Below are 16782 nucleotides of genomic sequence, written 5' to 3' on the forward strand. Positions count from 1 at the left end.
GGACTCCCGCACAGATGAGCGCTGATCCCAGGGCAGGGGTATGCCGGATGGCAGACTGGGGCAACAGTCCACAGACGATCACCCCGGCGGTGAAGAGTACAGCAATGGGCCCTTTTGCCCGCCAGGCAACGCGGTAGCCAATACACCCGGACGCATGATCGCGGCAGTCGATTCGCGATTTTTCACTCGAACGTGTGTTTGGCGCAACCTTTCGAAACCAACTACCGTTGTCCAGCAGGGAGACCATCGAGAGGGGCCGACGTGACCACCACCGCAGACAGTGCCACCATCACTGCCCAGGACCGCTCCCAGAGCCGACTCGAGCCGGTGCACGCGATGAACGAAGCCACGAACCCGGAGGGGCACAAGCGTTCCTTGCCCGGACGACCTCCCGGCATCCGGGCGGACAGTTCCGGACTCACCGACCGCCAACGCCGCGTGATCGAGGTCATCAGGGACTCAGTGCAGCGGCGCGGCTACCCGCCGTCGATGCGGGAGATCGGTCAGGCCGTCGGCCTGTCCAGCACCTCCTCCGTCGCACACCAGCTGATGGCACTGGAGCGCAAGGGCTTCCTGCGCCGCGACCCGCACCGGCCCCGCGCCTACGAGGTGCGCGGCTCGGACCAGGCCGCCTCCGTGCAGCCCACGGACACCGCGGGCAAGCCGGCCGCATCGTACGTCCCGCTGGTCGGCCGCATCGCCGCCGGTGGCCCGATTCTCGCCGAGGAGTCCGTCGAGGACGTCTTCCCTCTCCCCCGCCAGCTCGTCGGCGACGGTGAGCTGTTCGTCCTGAAGGTCGTCGGCGACTCGATGATCGAGGCCGCGATCTGCGACGGCGACTGGGTCACGGTCCGCCGCCAGCCGGTCGCCGAGAACGGCGACATCGTGGCCGCGATGCTCGACGGAGAGGCCACCGTCAAGCGCTTCAAGCGGGAGGACGGCCATGTCTGGCTCCTGCCGCACAACGCGGCCTACGAGCCGATCCCCGGCGACGACGCGACCATCCTCGGCAAGGTGGTGGCCGTACTGCGCCGCGTCTGACGCCACGCACCGCGTCGGGTGGGCCCAGCGGGCCCGCCCTCTGACCGGGCCCCGGGACCTCTGCGCCGGTTCCGGGGCCCTGTGCTGTCCGGGCCCGGTATCCGCCGGGTCGGCCTGCGGGGGCGGGTCAGCCTGATGCCGAGTGGTGGGGGTTTCTGAGGCTGAGTGAGAGGGGGCGGCGTGCGGCTCCGCCGCCGCGGACCGACCCCCGAGACTCAACCGGCTTCCGTCTGCTGTGCCGCCGCGTCGATGGCCGCCAGCGACTTCCGCACCTGATTACGGTCGGACGTGAACCAGAAGTCGGGCAGCGACGCCTTCAGATAACCGCCGTACCGGGCCGTGGCGAGGCGCTGGTCCAGCACGGCGACCACACCGCGGTCGCCCGACGCCCGTACGAGACGGCCGGCGCCCTGGGCCATGAGGAGCGCGGCGTGGGTGGCGGCGACCGCCATGAAGCCGTTGCCGCCCGCGTCCTCCACGGCCTTCTGGCGGGCGCTCATCAGGGGGTCGTCGGGGCGCGGGAAGGGGATCTTGTCCATCACGACCAGCTGGCAGCTGGGCCCGGGTACGTCCACGCCCTGCCACAGCGACAGCGTGCCGAACAGACAGGTCTTCGGGTCCGCCGCGAAGTTCTTGATGAGCTCACCGAGCGTCTCCTCGCCCTGGAGGAGGATCGGGAACTCCGGGATCCGGGAGCGCAGTTCCTCGGCGGCCAGCTGGGCTCCCCGCATGGAGGAGAACAGGCCCAGGGTGCGGCCGCCCGCCGCCTGGATCAGCTCCGTCAGCTCGTCGAGCATGTCCGCGCGATCGCCGTCCCGTGCGGGGCGCGCCAGGTGTTTGGCGACGTACAGGATGCCCTGCTTGCGGTAGTCGAAGGGCGAGCCGACGTCGATGCCCTTCCACTGCGGGAGGTCGTCGCCCTCGGTGCCCTCGGGGGCGAGGCCGAGGGAGGCGCCGACGCCGTTGAAGTCGCCGCCCAGCTTCAGCGTCGCGGAGGTCAGGACCACGGAGCGGTCCGCGAACAGCTTCTCCCGCAGGAGGCCCGAGACGGACATGGGGGCGACGCGCAGGGAGGCACCGAAGCGGTCGTGGCGCTCGTACCAGACGACGTCCCATTCGGAGCCGTTCGTGATCCGCTCCGCCACGTCGTGCACGTTCTCCACGGACGCCAGAGCCTGCTTGCGGATCGCGTCCTCGTCCTGGACGGACTTGTCGCGGGTCGCGCCGATCGCGGAGATGACGGTGCGGCACGCGTCCCGCAATGCCATGAGTGCGTAGCCGAGGTCCTCGGGGACTTCCTCGAGCCGGCCGGGCAGTGCCAGCTCCATCAGCCGCTCGAACCCTTCGGAGGCGGTCTGGAGCTGGTCCGCCGCCTTCTCGTTGACGAGTTTCGCGGCGCGGCGCACCGCGCGGTTGACCTGGCCGGGGGTGAGTTCGCCGGTGGCGACTCCGGTGACCCGGGAGACGAGCTCATGGGCCTCGTCGACGATCAGCACCTCGTGCTGCGGAAGGACCGGGGCGCCCTCGATGGCGTCGATGGCGAGCAGCGCGTGGTTGGTGACGACGACGTCGGAGAGTTTGGCCCGCTCGCGGGCCATCTCGGCGAAGCACTCCGCTCCGTACGCGCACTTCGAGGCGCCCAGGCACTCCCTCGACGACACCGACACCTGGGCCCAGGCCCGGTCCGAGATACCGGGCGTGAGGTTGTCACGGTCCCCGGTCTCGGTCTCGTCGGCCCAGTCGCGCACCCGCAGCAGGTCCTGCCCCAGCTTGCTGGTGGGCGCGGCCGCCTCGAACTGGTCGAAGAGGCCCTCTTCCTCGTCCTGCGGGACACCCTCGTGCAGACGGTGCAGGCACAGGTAGTTCGACCGGCCCTTGAGCATCGCGAACTCCGGGCGGCGGCGCAGCAGGGGGTGCAGCGACTCGACCGTTCTCGGCAGGTCGCGCTCCACCAGCTGGCGCTGCAGGGCCAGGGTGGCGGTCGCGACGACCACCCTCTCCCCGTGCGCGAGCGCGGGCACCAGGTAGCCCAGCGACTTGCCGGTGCCGGTGCCGGCCTGGACCAGCAGGTGGGAGCCGCCGTCGATCGCTTCCGCGACGGATTCGGCCATGGTCACCTGACCGGGGCGCTCCGTACCGCCGACGGCAGTGACGGCAGCATGCAGGAGTTCGGGGAGAGAGGGCTTCGTCATAGCGCGACCACCCTACGACCCGGCACTGACAAAGGGGTGATCAAGGCGGAGGCGGGGGGCGGGATCAAGACCTTGGGCTCCTCGGCGGGGTGGGTGCGCGTGGGAACTACGGCGTCACGCGCCGCGTTCAATGAGTGATGGCGCGATGACACAGCGCTACAGAAGATGCCGAAGAGACCGGTCTCGGACCATGAGGGCGGCCCGCTTGGCGGGCAGGTCGACCTCGGCGGAGAACCGGAAGCCGGCGGTCAGGAAAGCGGCGATGGAGGGGGTGTTGCGAATGTCGGGTTCCGCGATGACGCGTGCGCAGGAGGATCGCTGCGCGAGAGCGAGATCGGCCACGGCTCGCACCAGCAGACCGCCCAGGCCACGCCCCCGATCGGCGACACCACCGACGAGGAGGTGCAGTCCCGTGTCATGAGGCCGGGCGGGATAGTGCCGGGCCAGCGGGTCGAGGTCCGCCCGGTAGATCTCCCAGTAGCTCATCGGTGTTCCGTCCAGCAGGCCGATACACGGGACGCTGCGTCCGTCGTCGGCGAGCTGGGCCCGCAGGTGGTCCTCGGTCACGTTCTGCGGTCCGGACAGCTCCCAGAACGCCGAGGCCGGGTCGTTCATCCAGCGGCTGATGAGCGGAAGGTCACGGTCGACGCGCACGGGGACGAGGTGGAAGACACCCGCGGATGTGTGGGCCGGGCCCCAGTCGGCGACGCGGTCGAGGAGGTCGGCCTCGGTCGGGAGGGGCGATGTGTCACGGGTCGCGGTGAGGGAGACGGACAGCTGAGCCGTGCCTTGGTCCCGCCGTCGTGCTCCGAGACTGCCGGACGCGTCGTCCGCGACGAGGGCGATGAGTTCGTCCGGGAGCCTCAGATGAACCGTGTCCTCACCGCGCCCGTCCTCACCGGCGTCCCCCTCACCGGCATCCGTACCGGGACAAGCCCCGGGATGCGCACCGGCTCCGCCGCGGGGGTCGATGTCGGAACCGGCACGGCGATGGGCACCGAAGGGGGCGTCGAAGCCGGCATCAGCGCCGAGGTCGGCCGTGACGGGAACAGCGGTGCCGGGGTCGGTGATGGGGTCGGCGAAGGGCACCGAACGCTCCTCTCAGTAAGGGGGCGGCACGTCCTCAGGGATGAAGGAGGTCGGTTGTGGTCAGGGACGGTCGGGATGGTCAGGAGTGCAGGGGGTTGGCGATGGTGACGTAGACGGACTGGGTGTCGACCGGGCCGACGAGTTCGTCGAGGCCGTGCAGCCGGGTCAGCAGGTTGGCCTTGCAACGCAGGACGGGTGAGTCGAGCAGACGGGCGGGCAGCGACGTGCGCAGCCGGGCCGGGCCGGAGGCGACGTTGCCGAGGAAACGGCGGAAGGCGGCGAGCAGCAGCCGCTCGTCGGCCAGTCCCTGGGAGCCGAACGCGCCGATGAGGCCGAGCACGTTGTTGACGGCCAGGTAGTAGGCGAAGCGCTCGTCGGCGACCTCATCACTGACGAATGTGTCGCTCTGCTCTCCGATGCCGGGCAACCGGGCTCCGAGTTCCGCGCGGCGGGACTCGCGGAAGTAGTAGCCCTGGTTGTCGCGGTAGCGGCCGCCCGTCGGCCAACCCTCGGCGTCCAACAGGAGCAGGGTGTTCTGCTGGTGCGCTTCCAGGGCGATGCCGGCTTCGGCGTCCAGCCACAGGACGGGGCGCACGACGTGCTGGAGGTAGCGCAGGAACCACTCGGCGGCAACGGCTCCGTGCGGTCGGCCGGTCCGGCGGGCGAGACGCGTGACGACCTCGGCCAGCCTGGACCGAAGCACCGAGCCGTGTGTCTCCGGGCGGTCCGGCACGGCACCGGGCCAGGCCGGGGAGGTCGGCCGCGGCGAGACGAGTCCGGCGACACAGGAGACGTCGTCGGACGGCGCGAACGGGTTGTGGCGGATCACCACGTCCAGTCCGCGCAATGGGGCGCCGTCGGGATCGTCGACAGCCAGCCAGGCCGGGTCGCGCACGATGTCGAAGCCCGGATGCACGGCATGCCACTGCTGAGCGAGTCCGCTGCGGAGCAGGCGGTGTACCTCCACGCCCCGGTGGAGTTCCTTACGGAGGTTCTCACGGCGGGAGTTGGTGATAGGCAGGCCCAGCGACAGCTTGAGCATCGCGGGGGCATCGGTCCGGTAAACGGTTCGCACGGAGGAGGTGGGCTGCCAGGGAGTGCCGTGGGTGCCGAGGTCACGGAGCAGTCCCGTGTCCAGCAGGGCAGCCGTCCCCGGACGGTGCCTGACCTCGTCCGCCTGCCAGGGGTGCAGGGGCAGTAGGGCGTACCCGTCCGGCAGTGGCAGGCCGGTGCCGGCCAGGCGTGCGGTGAGCCGGGCGGCGGGGACGGGGCGGCCGCGTTCGGTCCAGGCGGAGTCGGTGGCGAGGACGGAGGGAGCGACAGCCATCCAGTGCAGGGGAAAGGAACCGCGCAACTCGGGTGAGTAGAGCCGGGCTTCGGCCTCGGAAAGGCCCTCGCGGCTCTTCGGGGACGGATGAAAGGGGTGTCCGAGGAGGAGTGCCTGCTCGGCGGCGAGAAAGAGGTCAGGGCCGTCGGTTGGATGTTCCCGGCGGTCGCTGACGAAGGCGGCGACACGGCGGAGGGAGTCGGCGACACCCGCGACCAGCGCGACGCCACCGAGGCCGCCGAGGCCGTCACCGTCGCCGGAAGCGGCAGCGGCCGTCGAGGTGCGGGAGCCAGTGAGACCGGAGGGCTGGGTGGGGCTGGTGTCGAGGTCGGGGCCGTCTCCGCACATCTCTCTGGTGAGCAGGGCGGCGACCGTGACGGCATCGGCCGGCGGGGCACAGTCGGGGGCGTCGGCAAGCTGCGGCAGGCCGAAGCGGTGCCAGCCCGTCGGGGACCAGTAGCGGACCGGGGCGAGAAGGGCCGTGCCGCTGGAGGGAAGGGGGATGCGAAGGATCCCGTCGGCGGGAGCGGACTGGTTGTTCTCACGCACCCAGCAGCGCAGCAGGTTCTCCACGGCGGCTGCCTGGGCGGCGATGTGCGGCTCGGGGTGGTCCAGGAGGTCGGTGACCGGGCCGGCGTTCGCCCCCTCGGCGGGCGGTGACCCAGGCCTTTGACCGGGGACCGCCGATTCTACTGACGCACCCGACAGCCGGGTGTCGGCGGAACCCTCTCCCCGCATGGTGGCGTGCTCGTCGGGCTCGGGGATGGCGTTCAACACGGTGACCTCGTGGGGTGGTTCAGGGGCGTACGGTCGGGGGTGCGAGCCGAGGAGTTCCACTCGGCTCGCTGGTCGGAGGCCGGGGGCTCAAGGCGGGCGGCCTCACCGCATGCGGGCTCATGACGTGAACCTGCACGGCGTCGAAGCTCACGGCGTGAAGCTCACGGCGTGGACAAGCAGGGCATGGAGGCTCACGGCGTAGACGGCGCCGCTGCCGCGCCCCCACTGCACCGGGCGGCCGCTCGGACGGCGTCGGCCAGGCGGTCCAGCACGGCGGCTGCCTGTTCGTCGGTGATCGTCAGCGGCGGCAGCAGTCGCACGACGCTCGCGTGACGGCCGCCGAGTCCGACGATGAGGCCGCGCCGCAGGCACTCCCGCTGGACCGCGGCGGCCAGTCCGGGGGCGGCGGGAAGGCGCCGGCGCGCTCGGTCCGGCATCACCGATGACCACGAACCAGAGGACGCCTCCACCACACCGCCCCAGCAGCGTCCGCCCGCTCCACCGCCGACCGAGTCACCGTCTACCCCAGCCCCGGGAATCCGTCCGACTCCCCCGGCTTCCCCTGCTTCCCCGGCTTCCCCCTCGGGATCCACGAACTCCACGCCGATCATCAGCCCCTTCCCGCGCACATCTCCGATGCAGGGGAACTCCGCTGCCAGGACTCGGAGTTGGCTCAGCATGCGCGCGCCGAGAGTCGCCGCGTGCTCGGCGAGGCGGTTCTGCCGGACGTGGGCGAGGGTTGCCGTGCCGGCGGCCATGGCGAGTTGGTTGCCGCGGAAGGTGCCGGTGGGGGCACCGGGTTCCCCGGTGTCGAGGTCGTCGCGGTGGACGACGACGGCCAGCGGCAGACTGCCTCCGATGGCCTTGGAGAGGACCATGACGTCGGGGGTCACTCCGCTGTGTTCCACCGCCCAGAAGGCGCCGGTCCGTCCGACGCCCGTCTGGATCTCGTCGGCGATCAGCGGGACGGACCGGTCGGCCGTGAGCTGCCGCATGCGCCGCAGCCAGGCGTCCGGTGCGGGGATCACCCCGCCCTCGCCCTGGACGGGCTCGACGATCATCCCGGCGGGGAGCGGCACGCCCGACCTGGGGTCGTCGAGGACGGACTCGGTCCAGCGGGCGGCGAGGTCGGCCCCGGCCTGGCCGCCGACTCCGAACGGGCAGCGGTAGTCCTGCGGGTAGGGCAGGCGGGTGACCCGTACGTCGTGGGCGCCGGTGGGCGCCTCGGGCAGCCCGGCGGCGCTTCCGTGGCAGGCGCCGGTGAACGCGATGAGGCCGGTCCGACCGGTCGCCGCGCGGACGAGTTCGCAGGCGGTCTCCACGGCGTCGCTGCCGGCCGGTCCGCAGAAGCGCACACGGGCCCTGTCGGCGAGTCCCGCCGGCAGGGTGTGGAACAGCTCGGTGAGGAAGGCGTCCTTGACGGGGGTGGCCAGGTCGAGGACGTTCAGGGGTGCGCCGGAGTCGAGGACCTTGCGGATGGCCTCCAGGACGACGGGGTGGTTGTGCCCGAGCGCGAGCGCGCCGGCGCCCGAGAGGCAGTCCAGATAGCGGCGGCCGTCCGCGCCCTCGATGGTCAGCCCTCGCGCCCGCACCGGGACGATCGGCAGGGCCCGGGCATAGGTCCGGGCCGCGGACTCGCGCGCGGACTGGCGGCGCAGAATCCCTTCGTGTGCGGCGCGCGTTCCCGGCGCTGTGACGTCGTCGACCGCATCACCGGGGAGAGTTTTCACCGGCGTACGCCGCACGACGGCCTCCTCTGACGCACATCCCCCACGGGTGGATTCCGCCACGACTTCCCTGACCTCCCACTGCGCACGGGCACACGGGACCGCACACAGACAGCAGACCCCCCACCGCTACCAACCCCCGACCGCTCACCGGGTTACGGGTTGCCTCAAGATCCTTTCCGTGACGGAACTGTTGCGGTCCCGTCGGAGCGCCCCCACAGCCACCGCATAGTGTGTGGTGCCGTTCCCGGGCGCCGGGAGGTCGGCCCGAACTCCCCGTGAGTTCGGCGGACACCGCGATCGAGGCGCCGGTTCGTACCAGTTCGTTCTCATCAGGGGGAGTCAGATCATGCGATCCATACGGCCGTCGTCCACCACCAGCCGAGGGGAGTGGAGGCGCCGCAGGAACTCCCCCGTGCTGGCTGCCGCCGCCCTCGCCTCGGCGCTCGCGCTGACCGCCACCGCCTGCGAGTCGGGCGACGCCTCGGCGGGCGGTGAGGCCTCCGCATCCGCAGCCGCCTCCGCCTCCGCCTCCGACGACGGCAAGCTCAAGATCCCGGACGACATCAGGGACCGGCTCCGCGAGCACGGGATCGACGTCGACAAGTGGAAGAACGGCGCCTGGAAGAACTGGGACCGGGACGACTGGCTGCGCGAGGCCAACGAGTACATCAACCCGATCATCGAAGGCCTCTGGGACCCGGACCGCATGAGGGAGGCCGAGGAGCCCGACCAGGGCGTGGACGACAGCGACCTCGCCGGTGACCAGGGCGTGACCGACCCCACGCCCGAGCCCGTCGAGGCGCAGGCCGTGCCGCCGTCCTACCACGCCAACGCCCCCACGGCCGGGAAGGTGTTCTTCGACTCCCCCAAGGGCTCGGCCGTCTGCTCGGCGACGGTGGTGAAGGACCCCGCGCACCCGGGCAAGTCCAATCTGGTGTGGACGGCGGGCCACTGCGTGCACGCGGGCAAGAAGGGCGGCTGGTACCGCAACATCGCGTTCGTGCCGTCGTACAACGACGCCGGCAAGCCGGTCGCGGAACTGGAGAACGCCACCCGCAAGGACGTGGCCCCCTACGGTGTCTGGTGGGGCGACTGGGCGCAGACCTCGGACCAGTGGATCGAGCAGGGCGGTTCGACGGGCGGTGACGGCGCTCCGTACGACTTCGCGGTCATCCATGTGACGCCGGAGAAGGGCAGCGGCGGCAAGTCGCTGGAGGAGATGGTCGGTTCGGCCCTGCCGGTCGACTTCAAGGCTCCCTCCGTGCCGAAGACGAAGAGCGTCACGGCGATCGGCTATCCGGCCGCGCCGCCGTTCGACGGGCAGAAGCTGTTCCGGTGCCAGGACCGGCCCGGCCGGCTGTCGGTCACGGCGTCGGATCCGACGATGTACCGCATCGGCTGCACCATGACCGGCGGTTCGTCGGGCGGCGGCTGGGTCGCGCCGGGCTCTGACGGCAAGCCGGCGCTGGTGTCCAACACCTCGATCGGTCCGGTGACGTCGGGCTGGCTGGCCGGACCGCGCCTGGGCGGCGTGGCCAAGGGCGTGTACGACTCGGTGAGCGAGAAGTTCGCGGGCCGCTGACGGCAGGCTGATCAGCGCGGTGGTGAGGCCGGGGGCTCACGGAAACCTTCACCGGCCCACCGCCGTTCGCCCCCAACTCCCCGGGCATAGTGGGGTGTCGCGCATCGCAGCCGCAGTGAGGCCCCTGCGTGACAAGCACATGACATTCAGGCGCAGCAGCACCCAGGCACGCACAGCACGCACCAACGGGGGTCATCGCACCATGCGTTCCACACGTACGCCCGCGGCACCGAGCCGCGGGCGGCGCACCGTCCTCGCCGCCACCGGACTCGTCGTCGCCCTGGCGCTCACGGCCACCGCCTGTGACGGTTCGGCGGACTCGGCGAGCGACAAGCCCGACGCCACCACCTCGCAGGCCGCGGACGGCGGCGGCAAGGTCCGGATCCCTGCCGAGCTCGCGGGCAAGCTCAAGGAGCACGGGATCGACGCCGACCGGTGGAGGGACGGGGGCTGGAAGGACTGGGACAGGGACAAGTGGCTCAGTGACGCCAAGGACTTCGTCAACCCGGTGATCGAGGGCCTCTGGAAGCCCGACCGCATGCAGTCCGCGAAGGAGGCCGACAAGACGGTCACCACGAAGGACGCGTCGGCCGGTCAGGGCGTCAGCGACCCGGATCCTGCGCCCGTCCGGGCGCAGGCGGAGAAGACGCCGTACCACCGCAACGCGGCGCCGGTCGGCAAGGTCTTCTTCGACTCACCCGACGGCCCGGCCGTCTGCTCCGGCACGGTCGTCAAGGACGTCAACCACCCGGGCAAGTCCAACCTGGTGTGGACGGCGGGCCACTGCGTGCACGCCGGTGGCAGCGGCGGCTGGTACCGCAACATCACCTTCGTCCCCGCCTACAACGACTACGGCAAGTCCGAGGCGGAGCTGACCAACGCGAACCCGACCGAGATCGCCCCGTACGGCAACTGGTGGGCGGACTGGGCCTCGACCTCGAACCAGTGGATCAAGGGCGGCTCGGAGACCGGCGGCGAGGGGGCCGCGTACGACTACGCCGTGCTGCACGTGAAGCCCGAGCGGGGCGGCAAGTCCCTGGAGGAGACGGTCGGTGCGGCGCTGGACGTGGACTTCTCCGCCCCCTCCGCGGCCGAGGCGCGCAAGATGGGCGCCTGGGGCTACCCGGCCGCACCGCCCTACAACGGCCTGAAGATGTTCAAGTGCGTCGACGTCCCCGGCCGGTTCTCGCTCAGCCCGACCCTGCCGACGATGCACCGCATCGGCTGCACCATGACCGGCGGTTCGTCCGGCGGCGGCTGGTTCCGGGTACGGAACGGCAAGTCCGTGCTGGTGTCCAACACATCGATCGGCCCGGCCGACAACACCTGGCTGGCGGGCCCGCAGCTGGGCCGTGACGCCGAGGCGCTCTACCAGAACATGAGCGAGACGTACGGCGGTCGCTGACCGGAGTATGCCGAAGGCCCGCTCCCTGCGGACAGGGAGCGGGCCTTCGGCGTGCTTGCGTACTTGCGCGCTTGCGTCAGAGCGCCGGAGCCGGAGCGTACGGCGCGAGCTCCGCCGCCAGCTCCTCGTGCACCCGCACCTTGAGCAGGGTGCCCTCCGGGGTGTGCTCCTCGGAGATCACCTCGCCCTCGTCGTGGGCACGGGCGACCAGCTTGCCGTGCGTGTACGGCACGAGCGCCTCGATCTCGACCGACGGGCGCGGCAGCTCGTTGTCGATGAGCGCGAGCAGCGTGTCCATGCCCTGGCCGGTGCGGGCCGAGACGGCGATGGACCGCTTCTCGATGCGCAGCAGCCGCTGCAGGGTCAGCGGGTCGGCCGCGTCGGCCTTGTTGATCACGACGATCTCGGGTACGTCGGTGGCGCCGACGTCCCTGATCACCTCGCGCACGGCGGCCAGCTGCTCCTCCGGGAACGGGTGCGACCCGTCCACCACGTGCAGGATCATGTCGGACTCGCCGACCTCCTCCATCGTGGAGCGGAACGCCTCGACCAGGTGGTGGGGCAGGTGGCGGACGAAGCCGACGGTGTCGGCCAGCGTGTACAGCCGTCCGCTCGGGGTCTCGGCCCGGCGCACGGTCGGGTCGAGGGTCGCGAACAGGGCGTTCTCGACCAGCACGCCCGCGCCCGTGAGGCGGTTGAGCAGCGAGGACTTGCCGGCGTTGGTGTAGCCCGCGATGGCGACCGAGGGCACCTTGTTGCGCTTGCGCTCCTGGCGCTTGATCTCGCGGCCGGTCTTCATCTCCGCGATCTCCCGGCGCATCTTCGCCATCTTCTCGCGGATCCGCCGCCGGTCCGTCTCGATCTTGGTCTCACCGGGACCACGGGTGGCGAGGCCGCCGCCCTTGCCGCCGCCCATCTGACGGGACAGCGACTGACCCCAGCCGCGCAGCCTCGGCAGCATGTACTGCATCTGTGCGAGCGCGACCTGCGCCTTGCCCTCTCGGGACTTGGCGTGCTGGGCGAAGATGTCCAGGATCAGGGCCGTACGGTCGATGACCTTGACCTTGACGACGTCTTCGAGCTGGATGAGCTGGCCCGGGCTGAGCTCACCGTCGCAGATGACGGTGTCCGCGCCCGACTCGAGAACGAGGTCCCGCAGCTCCGCGGCCTTGCCGGAGCCGATGTAGGTGGCAGGGTCAGGCTTGTCGCGACGCTGGGTGACACCGTCGAGCACGAGCGCGCCGGCCGTCTCCGCGAGGGCGGCGAGCTCCGCGAGGGAGTTCTCCGCGTCCTGCACGGTTCCCGACGTCCAGACGCCGACGAGGACGACCCGCTCCAGGCGGAGCTGGCGGTACTCGACCTCGGTGACGTCCTCGAGCTCGGTGGAGAGGCCCACCACACGGCGCAGGGCCGCGCGGTCGGAGCGGTCGAACTGGTCGCCGTCCCGCTCTCCGTCGATCTCGTGGCTCCAGGCGACGTCCTCTTCCATCAGGGCATCGGCCCGAAGACCCTCGGGGTGGCTCTGCGTGAAGCGCTTGGTGTCCTGGGAGGGGGAAGAAGAGGAGGTCATTGGATCCTTACGTAGCGGGGAAGCCGTTCACTGTTCGCAACGCACGAGCGGTCCGGGAGATTCCCGGCGCTCCGTGCCGCGCCGACCTGTCGATAGTCGCACGGCACGGGGCGTCTCGTCACCGTGTTATCGGGCGGCTCCCGGCGCGGGCGCACCCGGTGTCGCGGGGGTCTGAGGCTTCCAGTCCGGGTGTCCCGGCATCGGCGGGGTCTTCTCGCCGTACAGCCAGCCCTTGAAGAAGCCGCTCAGGTCGCGCCCGGAGATCTCGGCGGCGAGCCGGACGTAGTCCTGCGTCGAGGCCGTGCCGTCCTGGTGGCGGCCGAGCCAGGCGCGCTGCAGGCGGTCGAAGGCCGGGCGGCCGATCTCCTCGCGCAGGGCGTAGAGGACGAGCGTCGCGCCCTCGTACACGTTGTGCCGGAAGATGCCGGTCTTGCGGCCGGGCTCGGGAACCTTCGGGGCGGCGGGCGGGCCGCCGACCGTGCGCCAGCCGTCGGAGGCGCTGTACGCGGCCTTCATACGGTCCCGCATCGGCTTGCCGCCCCGCGCCTCGGCGTACTGCGCCTCGTACCAGGTGGCGTATCCCTCGTTGAGCCACAGGTCCGACCAGGTGCGGGGGCTGACGCTGTTGCCGAACCACTGGTGGGCCAGCTCGTGGACCATGATCGACTCGACGTACCACTCCGGGTAGGCGGACTCGGTGAAGAGCTCCCGCTCGAAGAGGGAGAGCGTCTGGGTCTCGAGTTCGAAGCCGGTGGAGGCGTCCGCCACGAGCATGCCGTACGTCTCGAAGGGGTAGCGACCGAGGTGCTTCTCGATCCAGGCGATCTGGGCGGGGGTCTTCCTCAGCCAGGGTTCGAGCGCCTTGCGGTCCCGGGTCGGTACGACGTCACGCATGGGCAGGCCGTGCGGGCCGGTGCGGTGCAACACGGTGGAGCGGCCGATGGAGACCTGGGTGAGCTCGGTGGCCATGGGGTGATGGGTCCGGTAGGTCCACGTGGTCGAACCGTCGGACCTGGCCACCCCGGCGGGCAGGCCGTTGGCGACGGCCGTGAGGCCCTTGGGCGCGGTGACCCGGATGGTGAACATCGCCTTGTCGGAGGGATGGTCGTTGCCGGGGAACACCCGGTGCGCGGCATCGGCCTGGTTGGCCATGACGAGGCCGTCCGTGGTGCGTACCCAGCCGCTCTCGCGGCCCTTGACGGACACGGGGTCGCTGGTGTGCCGCACGGTGATCCGCATCCAGGTGCCGTCCGGCACGGCTTCCTGGGGCGTGATCACCAGATCCTCTCCCGCGGTGCTGAACGCTGCGGGCTCGCCGTCGACGTCGACCGAGTCGACCGTGCCGTTGGCGAAGTCGAGATTGACGCGGTCCAGGTCGGCGGTCGTCCGGGCCTTGATGGTCGTGACAGCCCGTAGCGGCCGGCTGTTGCTGCCGGTATAGGTGAAGGAGAGGTCGTACGACGCCACGTCGTAGCCGGGGTTGCCCAGGTACGGGAAGAGGCGGTCGCCGACGCCGAGCGGGACGACCGGGGCACTCGCGGCGACGAGGCTGACGGAGACGGCCGAGGCGAGCAGCGCCGCGGCCGTCTTCCGGCGGCGCGAACGGGGGGCCTGGCTCTGGGGGGTGAGGAGCATGCCCCACGGCTATCAGCGCAGGCGAGCGCGATGGGGACGGCGCGCGTCCGGCCCGCCCGGGGCTCACCCGCCCGGCCGTCGTCCGTACCGGTCAGCCGCCCTGCGTCTGCGGCTGCGCCCGGCTGACGTCGTACACCCCGGCCACGTTGCGCATCGCGCGCATGAGGGCGGGCAGCTGGGCCGCGTCCGGGAGTTGCACGGTGTACGTGTGGCGTACCTGCTGCTGGGTCGGGGGTTCGACGGTCGCGGAGACGATCTCGGCGCCTTCGAGGGCCATGGCCTCGGTGAGGTCCGCGAGCAGATGGGGCCGGACGAACGATTCGGCGACCAGCGTGACCCGGCACTCGGTGGTGTCGCCCCAGCGCACGCCGACCTCTGCACGCCCCGTGTCCTTCATACGGGCCACGGCGGCGCACTCGACGCGGTGCACGGTGACCGCTCCGCCGCGTACGGAGAAGCCGGTGATCTCGTCGGGCGGTACGGGCGTACAGCAGCCGGCGAGCCGGACGGTCGCGTCGGTCAGGTCGGCGAGGACGTGGCCGGCGGCGGGGCGGGCGGACGTCTGCTCGGGGGCCGGCCCGTCCGTGCCGGACGCGTCGCCGCCGGCGGGCCGGGGAGCCGTCGCGCGTTCTTCGGCCTGCCGGTCCTGCCGGGCCTCGGTGCGCTGGGCCTCGGCCTGCGCCGGGTGTGCGGTCAGCCACCGCTGGATGGCGATCCGGGCCGCGGGCGTGTGGGCGTGCTCCAGCCACTCCCGGGACGGCTCGGACGCCGGGTCCTGGCCCATGAGGAGCTGCACGGTGTCGCCGTCCTTGAGGACGGTGCTCAGCGTCGCCAGGCGGCCGTTGACCCGGGCGCCGATGCAGGCGTGCGCGTCCTCGCCGTACTGCGCGTACGCGGCGTCCACGCAGGTCGCCCCCTCGGGCAGGCCGATCGTGCCGCCGTCGGGCCGGAACACGGTGATCTCGCGGTCCTGGGCGAGGTCCTCGCGCAGGGTCGACCAGAAGTGGTCCGGGTCGGGTGCCGCCTCCTGCCAGTCGAGGAGCCGGGAGAGCCAGCCGGGGCGGGTGGGGTCGACGCGCTCACCGTCGGCCGGGTCCTCCGGGGCCGGTGCGTAGGGGTTGCCGAGTGCGACGACCCCTGCCTCGGCGACCTTGTGCATCTGGTGGGTGCGGATGAGGACTTCGACGACCTGGCCGTTCTCCCGGGCGACGGCCGTGTGCAGCGACTGGTAGAGGTTGAACTTCGGTACGGCGATGAAGTCCTTGAACTCCGAGACCACCGGCGTCATACAGGTGTGGAGTTCGCCCAGGACGCCGTAGCAGTCGGCGTCCTCGTTCACCAGGACCAGGACACGGCCGAAGTCCGAGCCGCGGAGACGGCCGCGCTTGCGGGAGACCCGGTGCACGGAGACGAAGTGGCGGGGCCGGATGAGGACTTCGGCCGGGAGGCCCGCCTCGCGCAGTACCGTGCGCACCTCGTCGGCGACCTCGGCGAGCGGGTCGTCGTCGCGGGCGGCGTTGCGGACGATCAGCTCCCTGGTGTGCGCGTACTCCTCGGGGTGCAGGATGGCGAAGACCAGGTCTTCCAGCTCGGTCTTGAGCGCCTGGACGCCGAGCCGTTCGGCGAGCGGGATGAGCACGTCACGTGTCACCTTGGCGATGCGCTCCTGTTTCTCGGGGCGCATGACGCCGAGGGTGCGCATGTTGTGCAGCCGGTCGGCGAGTTTGATCGACATGACGCGGACGTCGTTGCCGGTGGCGACGAGCATCTTGCGGAAGGTCTCGGACTCGGCGGCGGCGCCGTAGTCGACCTTCTCCAGTTTGGTGACGCCGTCGACGAGGTAGCGGACCTCCTCGCCGAACTGGTCGCGGACCTGGTCGAGCGTCACGTCCGTGTCCTCGACGGTGTCGTGGAGCAGGGACGCGGTCAACGTCGTGGTCTCGGCACCGAGTTCGGCGAGGATCAGGGTCACCGCGAGCGGGTGCGTGATGTACGGCTCGCCGCTCTTGCGCATCTGCCCGCGGTGCGAGGACTCGGCCAGGACGTAGGCCTGGCGCAGGGGTTCGAGGTCGGCCTCGGGGTGGTGGGCGCGGTGGGCCTCGACGACGTGGCTGATGGCGTCGGGCAGCCGGTCGCGCGCGGCCGGGCCGAGGAGCGCGGCACGGCCCAGGCGGCGCAGGTCGATCCGGGGGCGGGCCTTTCTGCGCGGGGCTGTCGGCGTCACCGGTGCTGACACCGCACTCGGCATCGGGCCTGGGGTCACGGAATTCGTGGCCTCCGCACTCATGGGCACCTCCGGCTGCGTGGACCGGCGGACGGGTGCCCCAGGGCGGACACGGCTCACGGGGCGGCTTCGGTCCCCCGTCCGGGCCGGTGCTTGATGCTACCGAGCCCACCACGCCCGGCTGACCGCCTCTCGCCGAGCGTGAAACTG

10 protein-coding genes are annotated in these 16782 nt (G+C 71.4%); 3 read left to right on the plus strand and 7 right to left on the minus strand.

What is annotated here, in order from left to right; all coding sequences use genetic code 11:
* Positions 1-261: 261 nt before the first annotated feature.
* Positions 262-1041 carry a transcriptional repressor LexA gene (gene lexA, locus ACZ6I3_RS34145; protein WP_184589888.1) on the plus strand — a complete coding sequence of 260 codons (780 nt, stop codon included), beginning with the start codon at positions 262-264 and terminating at the stop codon, positions 1039-1041.
* Positions 1042-1256: 215 nt separating this feature from the next.
* On the opposite strand, the gene ACZ6I3_RS34150 is transcribed toward lexA, so the two are convergent.
* From ACZ6I3_RS34150 to ACZ6I3_RS34165, 4 genes are all read right to left on the minus strand, one after another.
* Positions 1257-3233, minus strand: a complete 1977-nt coding sequence (locus ACZ6I3_RS34150; protein ID WP_469419996.1) for an ATP-dependent DNA helicase — start codon at positions 3231-3233, stop codon at positions 1257-1259.
* A 156-nt stretch (positions 3234-3389) separates the two neighbouring features.
* A complete protein-coding gene (locus ACZ6I3_RS34155) occupies positions 3390-4322 on the minus strand; it encodes a GNAT family N-acetyltransferase (protein WP_469419998.1) in 933 nt (310 codons plus the stop codon).
* A gap of 79 nt (positions 4323-4401) precedes the next feature.
* Positions 4402-6423, minus strand: a complete 2022-nt coding sequence (locus ACZ6I3_RS34160; protein WP_469420000.1) for an IucA/IucC family protein — start codon at positions 6421-6423, stop codon at positions 4402-4404.
* A gap of 194 nt (positions 6424-6617) precedes the next feature.
* Positions 6618-8156, minus strand: coding sequence for an aminotransferase class III-fold pyridoxal phosphate-dependent enzyme (locus tag ACZ6I3_RS34165; RefSeq protein ID WP_469420083.1), 1539 nt, complete (start codon positions 8154-8156; stop codon positions 6618-6620).
* A gap of 346 nt (positions 8157-8502) precedes the next feature.
* Between ACZ6I3_RS34165 and ACZ6I3_RS34170 the strand changes: the two genes are divergently transcribed.
* Both ACZ6I3_RS34170 and ACZ6I3_RS34175 read left to right on the plus strand, forming a co-directional pair.
* Entirely contained in the window at positions 8503-9738 is a 1236-nt protein-coding gene (locus ACZ6I3_RS34170; protein WP_469420002.1) for a trypsin-like serine peptidase, read from the plus strand.
* Positions 9739-9940: 202 nt separating this feature from the next.
* Positions 9941-11143 (plus strand): trypsin-like serine peptidase, encoded by a 1203-nt coding sequence (locus ACZ6I3_RS34175; RefSeq protein ID WP_469420004.1) that lies wholly within the window; start codon positions 9941-9943, stop codon positions 11141-11143.
* A gap of 76 nt (positions 11144-11219) precedes the next feature.
* Here the strand turns inward: ACZ6I3_RS34175 and hflX are convergent, their stop codons facing one another.
* The 3 genes from hflX to ACZ6I3_RS34190 all read right to left on the minus strand — a co-directional run bounded on the left by hflX (position 11220) and on the right by ACZ6I3_RS34190 (position 16635).
* Positions 11220-12713, minus strand: a complete 1494-nt coding sequence (gene hflX / locus ACZ6I3_RS34180; RefSeq protein ID WP_469420005.1) for a GTPase HflX — start codon at positions 12711-12713, stop codon at positions 11220-11222.
* Positions 12714-12839: 126 nt separating this feature from the next.
* Positions 12840-14348 (minus strand): M1 family metallopeptidase, encoded by a 1509-nt coding sequence (locus ACZ6I3_RS34185; RefSeq protein ID WP_469420007.1) that lies wholly within the window; start codon positions 14346-14348, stop codon positions 12840-12842.
* A gap of 91 nt (positions 14349-14439) precedes the next feature.
* Positions 14440-16635 (minus strand): RelA/SpoT family protein, encoded by a 2196-nt coding sequence (locus ACZ6I3_RS34190; protein WP_469420008.1) that lies wholly within the window; start codon positions 16633-16635, stop codon positions 14440-14442.
* Between the last annotated feature and the right edge of the window lie 147 nt (positions 16636-16782).

The organism is Streptomyces sp. NPDC041940 (assembly GCF_055589465.1).

What these genes read in the sequence shown, in the direction of transcription:
- ACZ6I3_RS34150 (WP_469419996.1), bottom strand. Translation starts at nt 3,233, where the DNA reads ATGACGAAGCCCTCTCTCCCCGAACTCCTGCATGCTGCCGTCACTGCC.
- ACZ6I3_RS34170 (WP_469420002.1), top strand. Translation starts at nt 8,503, where the DNA reads ATGCGATCCATACGGCCGTCGTCCACCACCAGCCGAGGGGAGTGGAGG.
- ACZ6I3_RS34175 (WP_469420004.1), top strand. Translation starts at nt 9,941, where the DNA reads ATGCGTTCCACACGTACGCCCGCGGCACCGAGCCGCGGGCGGCGCACC.
- hflX (WP_469420005.1), bottom strand. Translation starts at nt 12,713, where the DNA reads ATGACCTCCTCTTCTTCCCCCTCCCAGGACACCAAGCGCTTCACGCAG.
- ACZ6I3_RS34185 (WP_469420007.1), bottom strand. Translation starts at nt 14,348, where the DNA reads ATGCTCCTCACCCCCCAGAGCCAGGCCCCCCGTTCGCGCCGCCGGAAG.
- ACZ6I3_RS34190 (WP_469420008.1), bottom strand. Translation starts at nt 16,635, where the DNA reads ATGAGTGCGGAGGCCACGAATTCCGTGACCCCAGGCCCGATGCCGAGT.